Origin of the sequence: Halovalidus salilacus (genome assembly GCF_031852275.1) — an archaeon.
Taxonomy (GTDB): domain Archaea; phylum Halobacteriota; class Halobacteria; order Halobacteriales; family Natrialbaceae; genus Halovalidus; species Halovalidus salilacus.
This window is the reverse complement of the sequence record NZ_CP134700.1, coordinates 3,107,527-3,121,234: the sequence shown is the minus strand read 5'-3', so window position 1 is coordinate 3,121,234 and position 13,708 is coordinate 3,107,527. Positions and strand designations below refer to the sequence as shown.

15 protein-coding genes and 4 pseudogenes are annotated in these 13,708 nt (G+C 58.2%); 4 read left to right on the top strand and 15 right to left on the bottom strand.

Going from position 1 to position 13,708, the window contains the following annotated elements; translation table 11 throughout:
- Positions 1–201: 201 nt before the first annotated feature.
- A pseudogene (locus tag RJT68_RS15400) lies at positions 202–1,186 on the top strand (aldo/keto reductase).
- A 201-nt stretch (positions 1,187–1,387) separates the two neighbouring features.
- Here the strand turns inward: RJT68_RS15400 and RJT68_RS15395 are convergent.
- Both RJT68_RS15395 and RJT68_RS15390 read right to left on the bottom strand, forming a co-directional pair.
- Positions 1,388–1,558, bottom strand: coding sequence for a hypothetical protein (locus RJT68_RS15395; RefSeq protein ID WP_407037421.1), 171 nt, complete (start codon positions 1,556–1,558; stop codon positions 1,388–1,390).
- A gap of 77 nt (positions 1,559–1,635) precedes the next feature.
- Positions 1,636–2,394 carry a hypothetical protein gene (locus tag RJT68_RS15390; protein ID WP_407037420.1) on the bottom strand — a complete coding sequence of 253 codons (759 nt, stop codon included), beginning with the start codon at positions 2,392–2,394 and terminating at the stop codon, positions 1,636–1,638.
- A gap of 35 nt (positions 2,395–2,429) precedes the next feature.
- Between RJT68_RS15390 and RJT68_RS15385 the strand changes: the two genes are divergently transcribed.
- Positions 2,430–3,430 (top strand): IS630 family transposase gene (locus RJT68_RS15385; RefSeq protein ID WP_407037419.1). Its coding sequence is split into 2 segments (ribosomal slippage): positions 2,430–2,922 and positions 2,922–3,430, totalling 1,002 coding nucleotides; the frame shifts between segments, so codons are not numbered across the junction.
- A gap of 214 nt (positions 3,431–3,644) precedes the next feature.
- Positions 3,645–4,235: pseudogene (locus RJT68_RS15380) on the top strand (RNA-guided endonuclease InsQ/TnpB family protein); the annotation flags it as partial.
- Positions 4,236–4,423: 188 nt separating this feature from the next.
- Here RJT68_RS15380 and RJT68_RS15375 read toward each other — a convergent pair.
- The 10 genes and pseudogenes from RJT68_RS15375 to RJT68_RS15330 form a co-directional block, all read right to left on the bottom strand.
- Positions 4,424–5,245 carry an SWIM zinc finger family protein gene (locus RJT68_RS15375; RefSeq protein WP_407037418.1) on the bottom strand — a complete coding sequence of 274 codons (822 nt, stop codon included), beginning with the start codon at positions 5,243–5,245 and terminating at the stop codon, positions 4,424–4,426.
- Between the two features lie 195 nt (positions 5,246–5,440).
- Positions 5,441–5,893 (bottom strand): hypothetical protein, encoded by a 453-nt coding sequence (locus RJT68_RS15370; protein WP_407037417.1) that lies wholly within the window; start codon positions 5,891–5,893, stop codon positions 5,441–5,443.
- The gene (locus RJT68_RS15365) at positions 5,890–6,402 is read right to left on the bottom strand and encodes a winged helix-turn-helix domain-containing protein (RefSeq protein WP_407037416.1); all 513 of its coding nucleotides are present in this window, start codon (positions 6,400–6,402) and stop codon (positions 5,890–5,892) included. Before RJT68_RS15365 ends, RJT68_RS15370 begins: the two co-directional genes overlap by 4 nt.
- Before the next feature lie 77 nt (positions 6,403–6,479).
- Positions 6,480–6,877, bottom strand: a pseudogene (locus tag RJT68_RS15360) (transcription initiation factor IIB family protein); the annotation flags it as partial.
- A 19-nt stretch (positions 6,878–6,896) separates the two neighbouring features.
- Positions 6,897–7,367, bottom strand: a pseudogene (locus RJT68_RS15355) (transcription initiation factor IIB); the annotation flags it as partial.
- Positions 7,368–7,589: 222 nt separating this feature from the next.
- Positions 7,590–7,889 (bottom strand): hypothetical protein, encoded by a 300-nt coding sequence (locus RJT68_RS15350; RefSeq protein ID WP_407037415.1) that lies wholly within the window; start codon positions 7,887–7,889, stop codon positions 7,590–7,592.
- Between the two features lie 154 nt (positions 7,890–8,043).
- Positions 8,044–8,367 carry a HalOD1 output domain-containing protein gene (locus tag RJT68_RS15345; protein ID WP_407037414.1) on the bottom strand — a complete coding sequence of 108 codons (324 nt, stop codon included), beginning with the start codon at positions 8,365–8,367 and terminating at the stop codon, positions 8,044–8,046.
- A 94-nt stretch (positions 8,368–8,461) separates the two neighbouring features.
- A complete protein-coding gene (locus tag RJT68_RS15340) occupies positions 8,462–9,112 on the bottom strand; it encodes a helix-turn-helix domain-containing protein (RefSeq protein WP_407037413.1) in 651 nt (216 codons plus the stop codon).
- 133 nt (positions 9,113–9,245) lie between these two features.
- Positions 9,246–10,061, bottom strand: a complete 816-nt coding sequence (locus tag RJT68_RS15335) for a TrmB family transcriptional regulator (RefSeq protein ID WP_407037412.1) — start codon at positions 10,059–10,061, stop codon at positions 9,246–9,248.
- Positions 10,062–10,452: 391 nt separating this feature from the next.
- Positions 10,453–10,974 (bottom strand): Lrp/AsnC family transcriptional regulator, encoded by a 522-nt coding sequence (locus RJT68_RS15330; RefSeq protein ID WP_407037411.1) that lies wholly within the window; start codon positions 10,972–10,974, stop codon positions 10,453–10,455.
- Between the two features lie 190 nt (positions 10,975–11,164).
- Here RJT68_RS15330 and RJT68_RS15325 point away from each other — a divergent pair, with 190 nt between their 5' ends.
- Positions 11,165–11,539 carry a DUF7344 domain-containing protein gene (locus RJT68_RS15325; protein WP_407037410.1) on the top strand — a complete coding sequence of 125 codons (375 nt, stop codon included), beginning with the start codon at positions 11,165–11,167 and terminating at the stop codon, positions 11,537–11,539.
- Positions 11,540–11,677: 138 nt separating this feature from the next.
- On the opposite strand, the gene RJT68_RS15320 is transcribed toward RJT68_RS15325, so the two are convergent.
- From RJT68_RS15320 to RJT68_RS15310, 3 genes are all read right to left on the bottom strand, one after another.
- Entirely contained in the window at positions 11,678–12,694 is a 1,017-nt protein-coding gene (locus RJT68_RS15320; RefSeq protein ID WP_407037409.1) for a hypothetical protein, read from the bottom strand.
- Positions 12,691–12,897 (bottom strand): hypothetical protein, encoded by a 207-nt coding sequence (locus RJT68_RS15315; protein WP_407037408.1) that lies wholly within the window; start codon positions 12,895–12,897, stop codon positions 12,691–12,693. The genes RJT68_RS15320 and RJT68_RS15315 overlap by 4 nt, the downstream gene beginning before the upstream one ends.
- A 73-nt stretch (positions 12,898–12,970) precedes the next feature.
- Positions 12,971–13,690: a DUF2270 domain-containing protein gene (locus RJT68_RS15310; protein WP_407037407.1), complete on the bottom strand. Its 720-nt coding sequence runs from the start codon at positions 13,688–13,690 to the stop codon at positions 12,971–12,973.
- Positions 13,691–13,708: the final 18 nt, after the last annotated feature.

The window sequence follows — 13,708 nt, the reverse complement described above, 5'->3', positions numbered from 1 at the left end:
AGTCCGATGGTCCGTACGCACTAATACTGACGCGAAAGAGGAGAGCGCTGCGACGAACGATCGAGGTTATCGCGCCGGCGTATCGACTGCTTGCGCGGTGATCGACGGGTTTCGCCCGAGTCACCAGTGCTGCGGACGTTCGTCGCCGGTGACCGCTTCGAAAACGCCTTAGGTTTCGTTCTTCGAACTCGAGAGCGAACGATGAATCACAGGACGCTCGGATCGGTCGGTTCGGTGAGCGAAGTCGGCTACGGCGCCTGGCAGATCGGCGGCGACTGGGGCGACGTGAGCGAATCGGAGGCGATCAGCGCGGTCGAAGCCGCCCGCGACGCCGGCATCGACTTCTTCGACACGGCGGACGTCTACGGCGATGGCCGCTCAGAGCGCATTCCCGGCGACGTCCTCGCCGAGGACCTCGAGCGCGACGCGGTCAGCGTCGCGAGAAGGCCGGGCGCCGACTCGACCCCCACGTCACGGCGGGGTATACCGAGGAGAACCTCCGGCGCTTCGTCGACCGATCGCGTGAGAACCTCGGGATCGACCGGGTCGACCTCGTCCAGCTTTACTGCCCGCCGACGGACGTCTACTACCAGCCCGAGACGTTCGACGCCCTCGAGACGCTCGTGGACGAGGGGCGGATCGCCAACTACGGCGTCAGCGTCGAGCGCGTCGAGGAGGGGCTGAAGGCGATCGAGTACTCAGGCGTCGAGTCGGTCCAGATCATCTTCAACCCGTTCCGCCAGCGACCGGCCGAACTGTTCTTCGAGGAGGTGGCGGCGAGCGACGTCGGCGTCATCGTCCGCGTCCCGCTCGCCTCGGGACTGTTGACCGGCACGCTCACTCGGGACACCGCGTTTCCTGAGAACGACCACCGCAACTTTAACCGCGATGGCGAGGCGTTCGACGTCGGGGAAACGTTCGCCGGCGTTGTCTTTGAGGTTGGACTCGAGGCGGTCGAGGCGCTCGAGGAGCACGTCCCGAGGGCGTCTCCCTGCCGTCGTTCACCCTTCGGTGGATCCTCAACCACGACGCCGTCTCAAACGTGATCCCGGGGTCGACGACGCCCGAACACGTCCGCTCGAACGTGGCCGCGAGCGACCTCGAGCCGCTCGATGAGTCGGTCCACGACGCCGTCCGCGACGTCTATAACGAGTACGTTAAAGCGCACGTCCACCACCGCTGGTGACTTAGGTAAATCCTGCAATATTCATCAGAGGGCAGGCGTAGTTAGGTCAGTTTTGATGAACGATCAGGTCATGGAGTTAATTTGGACTGACGCTAGCAACCACGAGACCGAGAGAAATCAGTTAACGGCAAGCCCGGGGATTCGATGGACTACCAGTCACAACGAACAACTCCACAATAGGCAAGCGGGAGGAAAAAGCGCTTACTCGTCCTCAAGTGCTGCGTAGATCTCCGCGTGGCGGCGTCCGTCAAGCTTCCCCATCTCGAGGGCGATCTCGTGACGCTCGGCGTCGCTTTCGGTCGCCTGATACCGCTCGTACAGCTGGCGGACTTCTTCGTCGACCGCCGTCGAGGAAGCTGTGCTGGACGCCATCTCTCTGTTGAGCATGCTCAGCGTATCCTTTTATGAGTTGCGACGAGCGCATGCCCGGAAGTAGATAGTGCGGTCCGTCACTCGCCTCGAGCGTGCGACCACCCTGCGAACCGACCAGTTACGAGATACAGGTAGCCGAGGCCGCCGAGCGCCGAACACGCGATCCCGACGGAACGGACGAGTTCGATCTGTCCGACCACACCGATGCCCTGAACCAGGACGCCGACCGCCAGCAACCCGATCGCCGCCGCGACGCCTCGAGTCGTCGCGCCGGGGAATCTTCCGCTCGTGACGGGGAAGAACTGGTAGGCGTAGCCGACGATCGTCAGGGGGAAGAACCCACTAAGAACGAACGTCCGGTGCAGCGTCGTCGCATCGTGGATCCCGCCTCCGAACGCCACCGAGAGCCCAACTGCGACCGCGGCGACGCCCGTGAGCGAACCACAGAGGATGCCCGCGAGTTCGACGCGGGACCTATCGGTTTCGACCGCGACGAATCCCACCAGGAGCAGGTAGCCTGTCATCGCAACGGCTCCCAGTACGCCCCCAAGGGAGAACCATGGCTCCTGCCAGAGGGGCATCCCGAGCAGGAGCGGCGCGACCGCTCCGGCGAGGAGCGTCGGCCAGGAGATGACGCGCGACGGGGTCACGTGGTAGAACCCGATCAGTAGTCGTGCACCGAGTGCGTAGATCAGTACCGCGCCGAATCCGACGGCGTAGTAGTGACTGACCTGCGGGAGAGTGATCGATTCGAACTCGAGTACCGGCGTCGTCGCGAGCAGACCGATCGTTCCGACGAGAAGGTAGCCGATCGCGACCGGTACTATAGTAGTCATTAGAACTATTTACGCAGAGATTGTAAGCCATTGTAATGGAACATCTTGACGAGATCTCCGTTGAGGATCTTCAGAACGCACTCGACAACGTAGACGGAAAGAAACCGGCACAACGGCTGTTAGCCGCGATTGCCTACAAAAACGGCGTTCCACAGAGTGAACTTGCCAAGTGGTACGGAGTTGAACGGAAAACGATCTATAATTGGCTCAAGCGGCTCGACACCGACGAGTCGCTTGAGCAGGCCGTTACTGATGCTCATCGATCTGGGAGAAAGCGAAAACTCTCGGAAACAGAGCAAGAACAGTTCGAAGCAACTGTCCACGGATCTCCTGAGGAAGTTGGGCTCGACGCGCCGGCGTGGACGCCGGCGCTCGTCCAGCAGTATCTTGCCGAAACCTACGATGTCGAGTACTCGCTCCCGAGTTGCCGGCGGTTGCTCAAAGAAGCGGGATTGAGCTATCAAAAACCACGCCGTACAGCCGCTGAATCCGATGCTGACGAGCAAGAAACGTTCCGCAAAGAGTTCAAAAAAAGCGGCGGGAGCTGGACGCCACCGTAGTCTGTATCGATCAAACCAAGAAATCCGTGCAGGTCGAGCCGCGTGCCGCGTGGTTTCCCCGCGGCACGCGGCCATCCGTCGAATTATCCGGTCAACGTGACTGGACGTGTCTCTTGGGCGCGATCACCGAAGACGGTGATCGCTTTTTCGCTCGATTCGAAGAGTACGTAACCGCCGAACACGCGAAACATTTCATTCTTGCATTATGCCAAGAGTTCGAAGATGATTTGCTCATTGTGCTGGATGGAGCGCCGTATTTTCAGGCATCGGCCGTCACGGACCTAGCGGCCCGTGACGACCTCGCCTTCGTCACGTTACCGGCATACTCGCCAGAGCTAAATCCTGTCGAGGAGTGCTGGAGACAACTCCAAGCCGCTCTCAGCAACCGCTTCTTTGAGTCACTCGACGATCTCACAACGGCGATTGATACGGCTCTTGACCAACTCTCTATACCAAAAGTGAGTAATTATTTCTAGGTCATACTATAGTTAGCGCAGTTTGAGGAACGAGCAGGTCATAGAGTGAGTTTAGAATTATGATCGTAGACCTGTTCAGCGAGTGCTACGCGGGGGAATTTGATGAAGCTTGGGAACGGGAGCGGAGGCGCTGTTCAGGTTAGAGTTTGAAGGAGTGAGGGGTTGAACTCGAGGTATCCATGCCAGAATTCGACCGCCTCGGTGGCTCTAGCATCGAGCGTTGAGTCGCAAGGAGAAGGGGTCGCAAAACTGCCACGAGCAACGCCGCCGCGTGGCCCGTATCCACGCTCGTATTGTACGGAAACGCTGCGACTTCCTGCACAAACTCTCGAACTACTACGCTCGGGAGTAGTACCTTGTGGCCGTGGAAAACCTCGACGTTCACGGTATGATGCAACTGCCGTCGAACAGTCGGAACCTGGCGTCGGCGTCATGGCGGACGTTCATCGACTTCCTCGAATGCAAATGCGAGCGCGAGGGCACGCACTTCGTGAAAGTCGAACCTGAGGGCACGACGCAAGAGTGTGCCGAGTGCGGGGTTGAGGTTGAAAAAGAACTGTGGGTACGCGAACATTTCTGTCCAACGTGTGGGTTCGAGACTGACCGTGACGAGAACGCCGCGTACAACGTGCTACAACGTGGTCTTCAGGAGTTAGGCGTGGGACACGCCGAAGTCACGCCTGCGGAGACTGCACTCTCTACGTCCGCGACTGGTGGCTCGTCCACCGTCGTGGATGCAAAGTGCGTCGTTGAAACAGGAAGCCCCACCCTCAAGGAGCGAACGGCGTCAGCCGTGAGTGAGTAGGGTGGGGTAGTTCACTCACGCGAAGACACCTCGTAACGCTTTCCAGTACATCACTAGGTGTATGATGCGCTACGATCATTGATGTCGCCGCCCTCACTGACGCGGTGCCCCTCAGTATCGGCGAGTCCAAGTATCGCTCGTCGCGGGCCAGTCATGACGCGCTCCGAACGTCGTCGACGCTGCGTGAGCTACTCGCAGGACTGTTCGCCCACTTTTTCTCGGAGCTCGGCCGCTGCCCGCTCGAAGCGTTCCGTGAGGAATGCCGTTCCCGACCTCGCTCGCTCATCGAGGAAAGCGACGGCGTCTGGGACCGTGTCTGCGTCGTGTTCCGTGGCCACGACACAGTCGACGTACCCGTCGAGTGCCCGTCTGAACGCACTCGAGAAGTGGTCGTATGCGCCGTCGACGCGCTCCATGTTGTCGTCAAGCGACTCGATAAGTCCCCGGTAGACGATCATCGCCGATCTGTACTGCCCCTGCTTTCGGTATTCCTTCGCGAGATCGAACCACTGCGTGAAGTCGATCGGCTCGAAAACGACATCGTACTCAGGGTTCGTCTCCTCAAACCGCCGATCGATCGAGGTGCGGAGTTCGTTGACCGACCGCCTCGTCGACCCACCGGCATGGGCGAGAAACCGATCGCGGAGGTCCGCATCGGTCACGAGTTCTTCACGCAGGAACACGCGGAGCTCGTCGGCGTCGGCACCGTTGAGTGCAGCGTCGAGTCGATCGCCTTCGTCTGGGGGACGGTCGTCAACACACCGAAGCAACACGGCGATGACGTGCTTGCACGTTCCCGGCCCGTCGTACGGACAGTCGCACCACGGGGCAAACCCGTCGGCGGCGAGGTCAACACGGACATCGTACTGACGGCTGCCGCTCACGACAGCGGTTACGGTGGTGTCGACGCGGTGAATCTCATGGACACGGCCCTCAGCAAGGTATCGTTCGCCGCGCTCGAAGACCGCGTCCGTGCAGACATCCTGAACCATGTTTTCGGTTACGTCCATGTTCGTGGACGGTGTTCCAGCGCGAGCGGGAAAAACCGATACGTCGATTTCGCTTTCGCTCCAGATTGGAACGTTCTCATTCTGAGAGAAGCCGCGATACTGTTGCAGTGCCGCATCAACACTACGGGCGCGACGGGATACTGCTACGGCCGTGTCTCAAGGGGTAGATCCCTTTTAGTCTCTTGGTAGTTCTCTTCACGGTGGGTTTGACGCACTATTCAGCCGATCCAGGTCATCGTCCTCGTACGCTGCCCGCCACATCGCATGAACGGCACGCGTCACGAGTGAGACCTCGGTCACGTTGATACAGGACGGTTCAGCGTCCGTCGTCGCTGCCTCGGGCGGGGGATGGAAATGGATCTCGGGGGAGTGTGTATTCGGATGGCGATCGAAACGCCAGTTGACGTCGTCGCTATCGACGTAGTGAAACGAATACATCCCCAGTTCGCTCCACTGGATATCGAGCCGAGCGCTGTCGGCGTCGCCGAGCCCAGCGCTGAGACTGATCTGCAGTTCCGTGGGGGCGACGACGTCGTCGTACGCTGTTTCGTCGACGAGCGGCTCGAGTTCGAGCCAGAGGTCACGAATCCGCTGGAGTGCCGGAAGATAGATCGGTCCGAACTCGCCGGCACGGTCGTCCTCGCTCATACAGCGAGCTGGTGGCTGGCCTCGTCGTAGGCGAGTGCTGCCTGGGCGACGGCGAGATTCTGTCGCGTCGTCCGCCACGTGGTGAGGTCGTCCCAACCCTCCGTCTCGTCGGCGTCGAGTTCCTGGGCGAGTTCTTCTGGAGACACCACGTTGTAACGGTCCTCGTAGCGCCGAATCTCGGCCTTCATCTCTTGGATACTGTCGACCAACTCCGACCGACTGACCTCCTCACGCAGCTCCCGGATCCGGGACATCAACACCCGGTCGCTGTTGCGCTTGTACAGCGTCGTTTGGCCGTCCTGTTCCGTTTCGGCGAACCCGGTATTCACGAGCGTCTTGCAGTGGCGACGCGCCGTCGGCTCGCTCACGAGGGCGCGATCGGCGATCTCGGCCGCCGACTGCCCGTCGTGGGTCTGTTCGACGATTTCGTACACCCGCTCGAACGGCGTAGTGTCGTCTTTCCAGTCCGCTTTGACCTGCTCGTTGACGTCGTCCCACGTCTCGGTCATACTGGGTGCTACGCGGTCGAGGAACAAATAGTTTGTTGAGAAAACTATCTAACGATAGTGCTTGTAGCCGAGTGTTGTCAGGCTACCTGATCCTCTAACGTCTCGTGGTGCGTCCGAACCGTTGTTGGCGTGACGTTCCCAGTCCCCGCGACGTCTCTTTGCGTCACCCACTGTCCTTGTTCCTACCCCGCTTTGTAGAGGCAAGCCGCTACGAACCCGGTCGGATGAACGCCCATCGTTACGCCGCGTTCCTCGGCCTGCTCCGCGAGGATTCGGACCCGCTGACGGATCTCGTCGGGACACTCGAGGTCTGGGCGGGTCGCGGAACGAACATGCTGGGAGAGACGGGCTCAGCGGGGAGACCCAGCTCTTCGTTCAGCATATTGTAGGCGTTCGTAACTCGTGACTCCGTGACCCGGGCCATCTCGCTGACGTCGTGCACCAACCGTGAGTGGCCGTTGCACCGGCAGGCCCCTTACACGCGTCGCTCGATGCGCGTATCGAGTGGTTCGGTGTCGAATCGCGTCTGGAACCTCGAGCGTGGCTGCGAGTTGCGGGAGGAAATTCTGTGGCCGTGAAATCGTTGTCGGAAGCTCGAGTTCGGTGTTCATCGCCGAGTACGCACACTCGAGGTCTGACCGTGAGCACGTCGCCAGCTGACTGCTCTCCTCGAGGGTTCGTCCGAGTCCGTTACACCGGTACACTGCGTAGACGCTCGCTGCTGTAACCCCCTCGAGTGACCGTCCCTGACAGAGGTCCTCTGCTTGAGCACGCCGAAAGAGCATGCACGCCTGTTCGCACAGCGAGTCCGGTAACTCGAGCGCACTTACGATCCGACGGACTTCGCCGAGACTGTATCCGAGATTTCGTTCACGCTTCGTTCGCCACTGACTTCGGCGATGCTCCCGCCGAAGGCGGTTGAGTTGACTACGTTTCCATCCAGGACGTGTGTTCCCTTGCCCATCTTTCTTCCATCCGATCGCAGTCGGCAGTCCACGGTCGTGTCGGCCTGCTGTGAGCGGAGAGCCTGTTCGGCGCCGGCTCGAGTTCTCGAACTCGTCTTTGATTGCGAGACCATGAGGGTCATCGAGTCCTGCAGCAACGAGCAGTAGGTTGCGCTGAAACCCGGCCAAGTCAAACATAGATTGTTACTCGAAATTTTATACATTAAATCCGTGCGTGGTGTCTCACCTATCACGACAGTATTTGAGTCTCAGATGGGGCTCATCAAAGCCTTCTCCTCGGCTCACTACGTCTTCACGTCGATCAAACTCAATCACCCCCGCAGCCTGTAACTCGGGGAGATAGACGTGGTGGAGTTCATACACGAGTGTGACGTACTCCTCGCAGGAGAGAGTTTCATCATCCCGAATAATCGGCGTTGCTTCTATCGTCTCATCTGCTGCTACGGCAGCGACCACTCGTTCTTGTTGGTTTCGTAGCGCCGTCTGGAAGTCCTCACGACTCGAAGCAACCTGCTCACTCATCTCCAGTTGTCCCTCTGATCTCGAGTTCCTCGCACCCACACTCCGAATTCGTATCTCGATACCGAACGACTGTAGTGTCAGGCGTCCGTTTCCGGCCCGTTCGAGTCGTTCCACAGCAAGCACACACAACGCGATAGGGAAGCATCAGTACCGATTATGGGTTCTCGATAGGGGCCGCTTCGATAATTCCCTCACTAGTTATCGTGATATCGAACCCGTCATACCTGAAGGAAATGCTGTCACAGTTCCCGATACCGGTAGCTAACTCCGTCGCCAGTTTGTCAAACGCCTCTGTGTCAATAACGGTCTGAAGCGGTGTCAATGCAAGCGGTTCTTCCCCACGGGCGGTCGCAACAACTGCAACGACCGCTAAACTCGTCGAGTCACGGGTGCTGTCGTACGTCGCCTGGAACGATTCGCTCTCCACATCGAATTCAATTGGGCTCAGTGACTCTGCGATGTCCGAGTTCGCGGCCAAGGGTTGAGAAGGTTCCATCACCCAAACAAAGGCTATGTACGGGGTTGAGTCTGGATTTTGCTCGCGCAACAGGTTTTTATCCGGGGGTCGGCGTCTACTCCTCAGGAGTGATGAGAGTGCTCGCTACGAGGCGTCGCATACCGCGCTTTAACCGTGATGAAACCGCCTGCCGGGTGATCCCGAGTTCGTCTGCGAGATCGTCTTGCGTGGCGTCTCGTGGCGAGTCATAATACCCGTTCGAATACGCTATTATCAGCGCATTCCGTTGCCCATCGGTGAGGTCGTACTCTCGATCGGACCTGAGCGAGGAAATCGCGTGTAGTTCAGTTAGCTCAATCGGGATATCATGGTCTTGGCAGTATGTCTGGAAGTCAGAGAGGTCTTGTTGCTCGCTTGCCCGGACTTCAAAGGTCCACCGTTTTTCCTTGCCGATGCCCGAAAGGAGCGTAATATCAGTGTTTACGATTGCCGTGAGAATGCTCTCGTGGGTGAGATTCCAGTCGATACGGACGAACATCTGTTTCTCCACTTGGTCGATTATTTTTACCTGTTCGATCCCGATATCAGCACTCAAATCTGTCGTGAGTTTTCCCGTGTCATCAGCAGAAATCCAAAAGTAGGGGATAATAGCCTCGCCCGTTGGCACAATACGGTCTAACTCGATCGTGACATCCGTCAATTGCTCAAACACAGCGCTCAGCGGGAAATCTGCTTGCTTGACAGTGAATGAGGCTTCGATTGCCATACTAGACGACTAGCGGGTCAGCCTTTTGGGTTAGTCGCTACTGAGGCCTTTGAGCGAACTTCCGACACTTAGTACTCTGTTTCCTGTAGTCATCACACTGTTCGTGCTGGCTGGCCCGGGACCCGCTGGCTGGCTACCTCGCCGGGTCCGCCAGGGGGAGCAGCCCCGAGGAGATTATCCGGCGAAGCAGGACGACGATACCGTTCTCCAGGCCGTTGGCGAAGATCGCCTGCTCGTCTGAGTCGTGGTCGGCGTCCGGGTAGAAGGAACTGACCAGTAACGTCGTGCGATCAACCAACAGCAGGCGGCTGATGGCAACCTCGTCGTCGCTCGCCGGCCCGAGGAGCCAGTTCAGGTCGGTTTCGAACACTTTCACGGATGGCAGCTCGGTACCGAGCTTGGCGATGATCGCGTCCGTTTCGCCACCGATGATCACGTCGACGCCGCGGTCAACCGCGTCGTGGAGCCGCTCGTACAACGCCTCCGTTAGGAGTTCCTCCTCGACGATCAGCAGGACGATCTCCGACTCGGCGTTCTCCAGCAGCGTGTGTGTCCGGGCTTCGATTCCATCGTGGCCGGACAGCGTCCATACCTCCTGCATTTGGTCGCTGTCGTCGACCTCCGGTTGGAAATCGAGCGCTTCGAGGTGTGACTCAAGGGTGTCGATCCGTGTTCCGAATTGCTGACGCAAGGTCGCGGATGCCTCCTCGATGCTGACCGCGCGAAACTGCTGAGGGGTACCGTGCTGCACTTCGACCAGCCCCCTCGACTCCAGCACTCGGACGGCGTCGTACACCCGGGTTCGCGGAACCTCCGAGATATCGCTGATTTCCTTCGCGGTCCCCGTCGAGAGTTGGGTCAATGCCAGGAAACTCCGCGCCTCGTACTCTTTCAGCCCGAGGTCCTGCAACAGACTCACCGTCTCGGCTTTACGTTGTCCAGTTGTCATTATATGGTCCTGTCATGTCCGACTGGTTGAGAGGGCTACTTCACGTTCGGTCGGGATTTGGGTGACTGACTCTCCGCACTTGCTGTCGGTGTGCAGGCGGCAACCCGAGTGACCAGGCGGTCGAAGGAGACTGGAGTCTCCTGCTCGGCGAGGTAGTCCATGACATACCTACGAATGGAGTATGACAATGTACTGGAAGTATTAGTTACCGCCTCGATCGATTCGGCCATACCGCGGCAAGGACGTGCGAACGAATAAACTCTTTTACCCATATAGTTGCTACGTTTGAAAAATTCAACCTCAATCGGTTATCGGTGGATATATTAAAATACGAATGTGGGTGGAGGCCTATAGCCGTGACTAGATTTAAAATTTTCAAGCGATCCCCCGATTACCCTTGATCGGTGACCGACCCATCGTCGGTGTCGTCGTCTTGGCGCGCGTCGGGGCCCGTCCGTGGATAGAAGTGGTCCCAGGACTGGACCTGCGTCTCAGAGATAATCTCGGAGCTGTTGATCGTCATGCCCAACTCCGCCAGTTCGTTGCGGATCTCTTCGATCTCCCTGACCGAGCCAGCGACGACCTCGACGTGGACATTCCGTTCGCCCCCAAGCAAATCGCGGGTGGTCACCACACCGCGAACGTCGAGGATCTGTTCGGCCAGCGATTCCAGGTCGTTCGGATTGACCGTGCAGACGAACATGACGTGGAGAGGGTAGCCCGCTTCCTCGTAGTTGATCTTGGGATGATAGCCCCGAATCACGCCCCCGTCTTCGAGTTTGTCGAGGCGGTTCCGGACCGTCGTGGAGGTCACGTCAACCTTCTCGGCGATCTCCGTATCGGTCTGGCGAGCGTTGAGTTGGAGTTGGTGCAGGATGCTCCGGTCCACGTCGTCGATTTGAATGGCGTCCATACCGTGTCCTTAGACGGGGCGACTGAAAAGTCCGCCTGGGCCCTTCACTACAGTAGATTGTAGCAGTCCCGATAGCTCCGCACGCGGACTGATCGCCCCCTTTTACTCAGTTAATCAAAACAGCTACTACTCGTGAAAATGTTATATGTTTAACGTGGTTGGGGACAAACACGTAACAAGAGGGATGTAGATGATCAATAAGGATTATGATGACGTGTTTGACGGTTTGGCTAACAGTTGCCGACGCCAGTTGTTAGTCGAGTTATCGACCCATAACCCGCACGACGTTCCAAAGCTACCTGAAATGTCACAGAAGATTGCCGAAGCTGACGAGGGACTCTTCCAACAGCACCTGTCCAGCTCCCGAGTGATTCCGGGAGTGGACGAGGAACTTCTGCGACTGCACTACGTTCATCTTCCCAAACTGACTGACTACGGCTTCATCGAGTGGGACCGAGACGCCCACGTCGTAACGAAAGGCCCACGGTTCGACGAGATGAAGCCCTTGCTCAAACTGCTGATCGACCAGCAAAAGGAAGAGACCGTTGTACTCCTTCGTGAGTGAGAGGATACGGCGTTCCATGCACGACGTATCGAGGAATCCTACCTGGAATCGGCCCCTTGATTCTTACAGCGTAATTCTCAGTCCCTCACGAAGCGTCCACATCCAACCGTGTCTGAGGGTTGAGTTCTGCGTCGGATCTTAGCGTTGTGATTCGCGGAGGATCAGCGGCTCGATGGCAAGTGTCCGTTTCGCTATGGTGACGACGCGAAGGACGTACGAGACGAACAGCATGAATGGAACGAGCGTCACCGCAAACGCACCGCCCACGACGAGGATGATGTGATCGAGACCAAGTGTGCTTCCAGGGAACGTCCCCGCATCGACGATTCCGACCATGATACCCGCAACGGCCAATGCTGGGACTGCAGCATAGAGAATCATCTGAGACAAGTCGATGAGTGCCCACTGGAAGTACAGCGTCTTGATGTGTTCGCGCGCCGGACCAAACAGAGACAGCGCTGTTTTGAGATCGTCAAGCAAGCCGCGTTCTTCCTCAGTGAGGCTCTCTTCGTATTCGTTCGAGAGACGTTCAACCTGAAAGATTTTCCAGCCATAATTGAAATTCAGTGCAGCGAATAACACATCGAACGAGCCGAACTGCGAATCCTCGAGTTGGTCCCGGACCAGGTCAGCGTTCCCAGTGACGCTTTCAGCGAATTCATCGACCTCTTCTCGGAGATCCTCGTCATCATTCTTGCCAATGGACTCTCGAAGAGCTGTAGTCCGTTGTGCCGTGATTCCGATGATCTGTCGGAGGAATTCGGATGGATCGGCAGGACTCGGAGACCCGATTAATTCTTCAGTATAATCCCGGAAATCCATCGAACTGGACATACGCTCGCGTTGATCGCCGAGCGGGCCGTTCTCTTGGGAGAGGACGAGTTGACCGATCGTGACGACGAGTGTCGTCCCAGTCACGATGACCGTGATCATCGTCGAGAACATCGTGTCGATCATGTCGCCGGACTCGATTTGCCATGAAAACGGTGGATCGAGGACAGCGACGGCGATGACGAATACGACGAACACGGCACTGGTCAGGACGCTGGAGACGAGAAGGCGGTTCGCGCGCAGCAGCAACCAGAGCTTAATCCGACTCTCGCCCGAGCGCTCACGCATCGTGTTGGCCGTACTGATGTCGGTCTCGTCAGTCATACTGGCTCACCCGATTGGGCAGGTCGCTTGAAAACGAGGTACTTGGTGCCGCCTCCCTCGTAGTCGATCGTCTCCACAAACTCCCAGCCCTCTGCACCGAGTTGATTCAACTCCGCTTTCGGATCCTCCGCTTCTTTTTGGGTCTCATCGCGCGGCGGGCGAAGCGTCTCGTACTCCCAACGGGTCGCCTCTGATTCGGGCATCACTCCTAGTAGGTACTGCAGCCCTCTATATCCCGTTCCACTACCGAAATAATACATTATACGGAGAATGGATTTATCGGTCTGTCTCTTTCCAGTCGGCCGGGTCCCCTTCACGGAATTCACCCTTGGCATGGCGCTCGCGGGGCCAGAAGGTGGCGCCCAGTAGTACGACGTAGAACACAGCCACAACGGCGACCACAGCAATCCCGGGGAGACGGGCGATTCCAGCGGTCGTCAGCCAGTCCTGGCGCGGCGCGAACGCTGTGATCCTGAAGACCCACGCGACCAATAGGACACCGAGCAGCGCAAGGTACACACGCCGGAGCCGGTTTGCGAGTGCTTCGTAGAACGAGACTTTCAGCGTCGGCCTGCGATAGTCCCTGCTCAGTTCCGCCCGCCAGTCGTGACTTTCGATGCCTTGGGACGGATCGAGGGCGTTTGCGAGCAGGTTCTCTTGGATGACTCGAGTACGGGAGCGAAAGACGTCGTAGTCCCGGTATCGCCGTGCTTCGATGCCCAGAAAGACGGTGACGACGACGATCCCGATCAGCAAGATATAGTGTGGGTTATCGGTACTCGAAAACGCCCACGTCAAGATCGCTGCCATTAGCGTCACCGCCCACTTCGTCGTCTCGTCGAGGCGCTGCCGCCACGTCCCCACTCGGTCTATCTCGCCGCGATAGGCGTGGGCCATCACCGAACCGAGTCCCGTACTATCGTCGACCATTTCGCGGCCAATCTCCCGCTGATCTGGTGCTGTTGGGTCGAACTCGTCGCTACCCGAATCGGTCATAGAGGAGAGACACCTCCT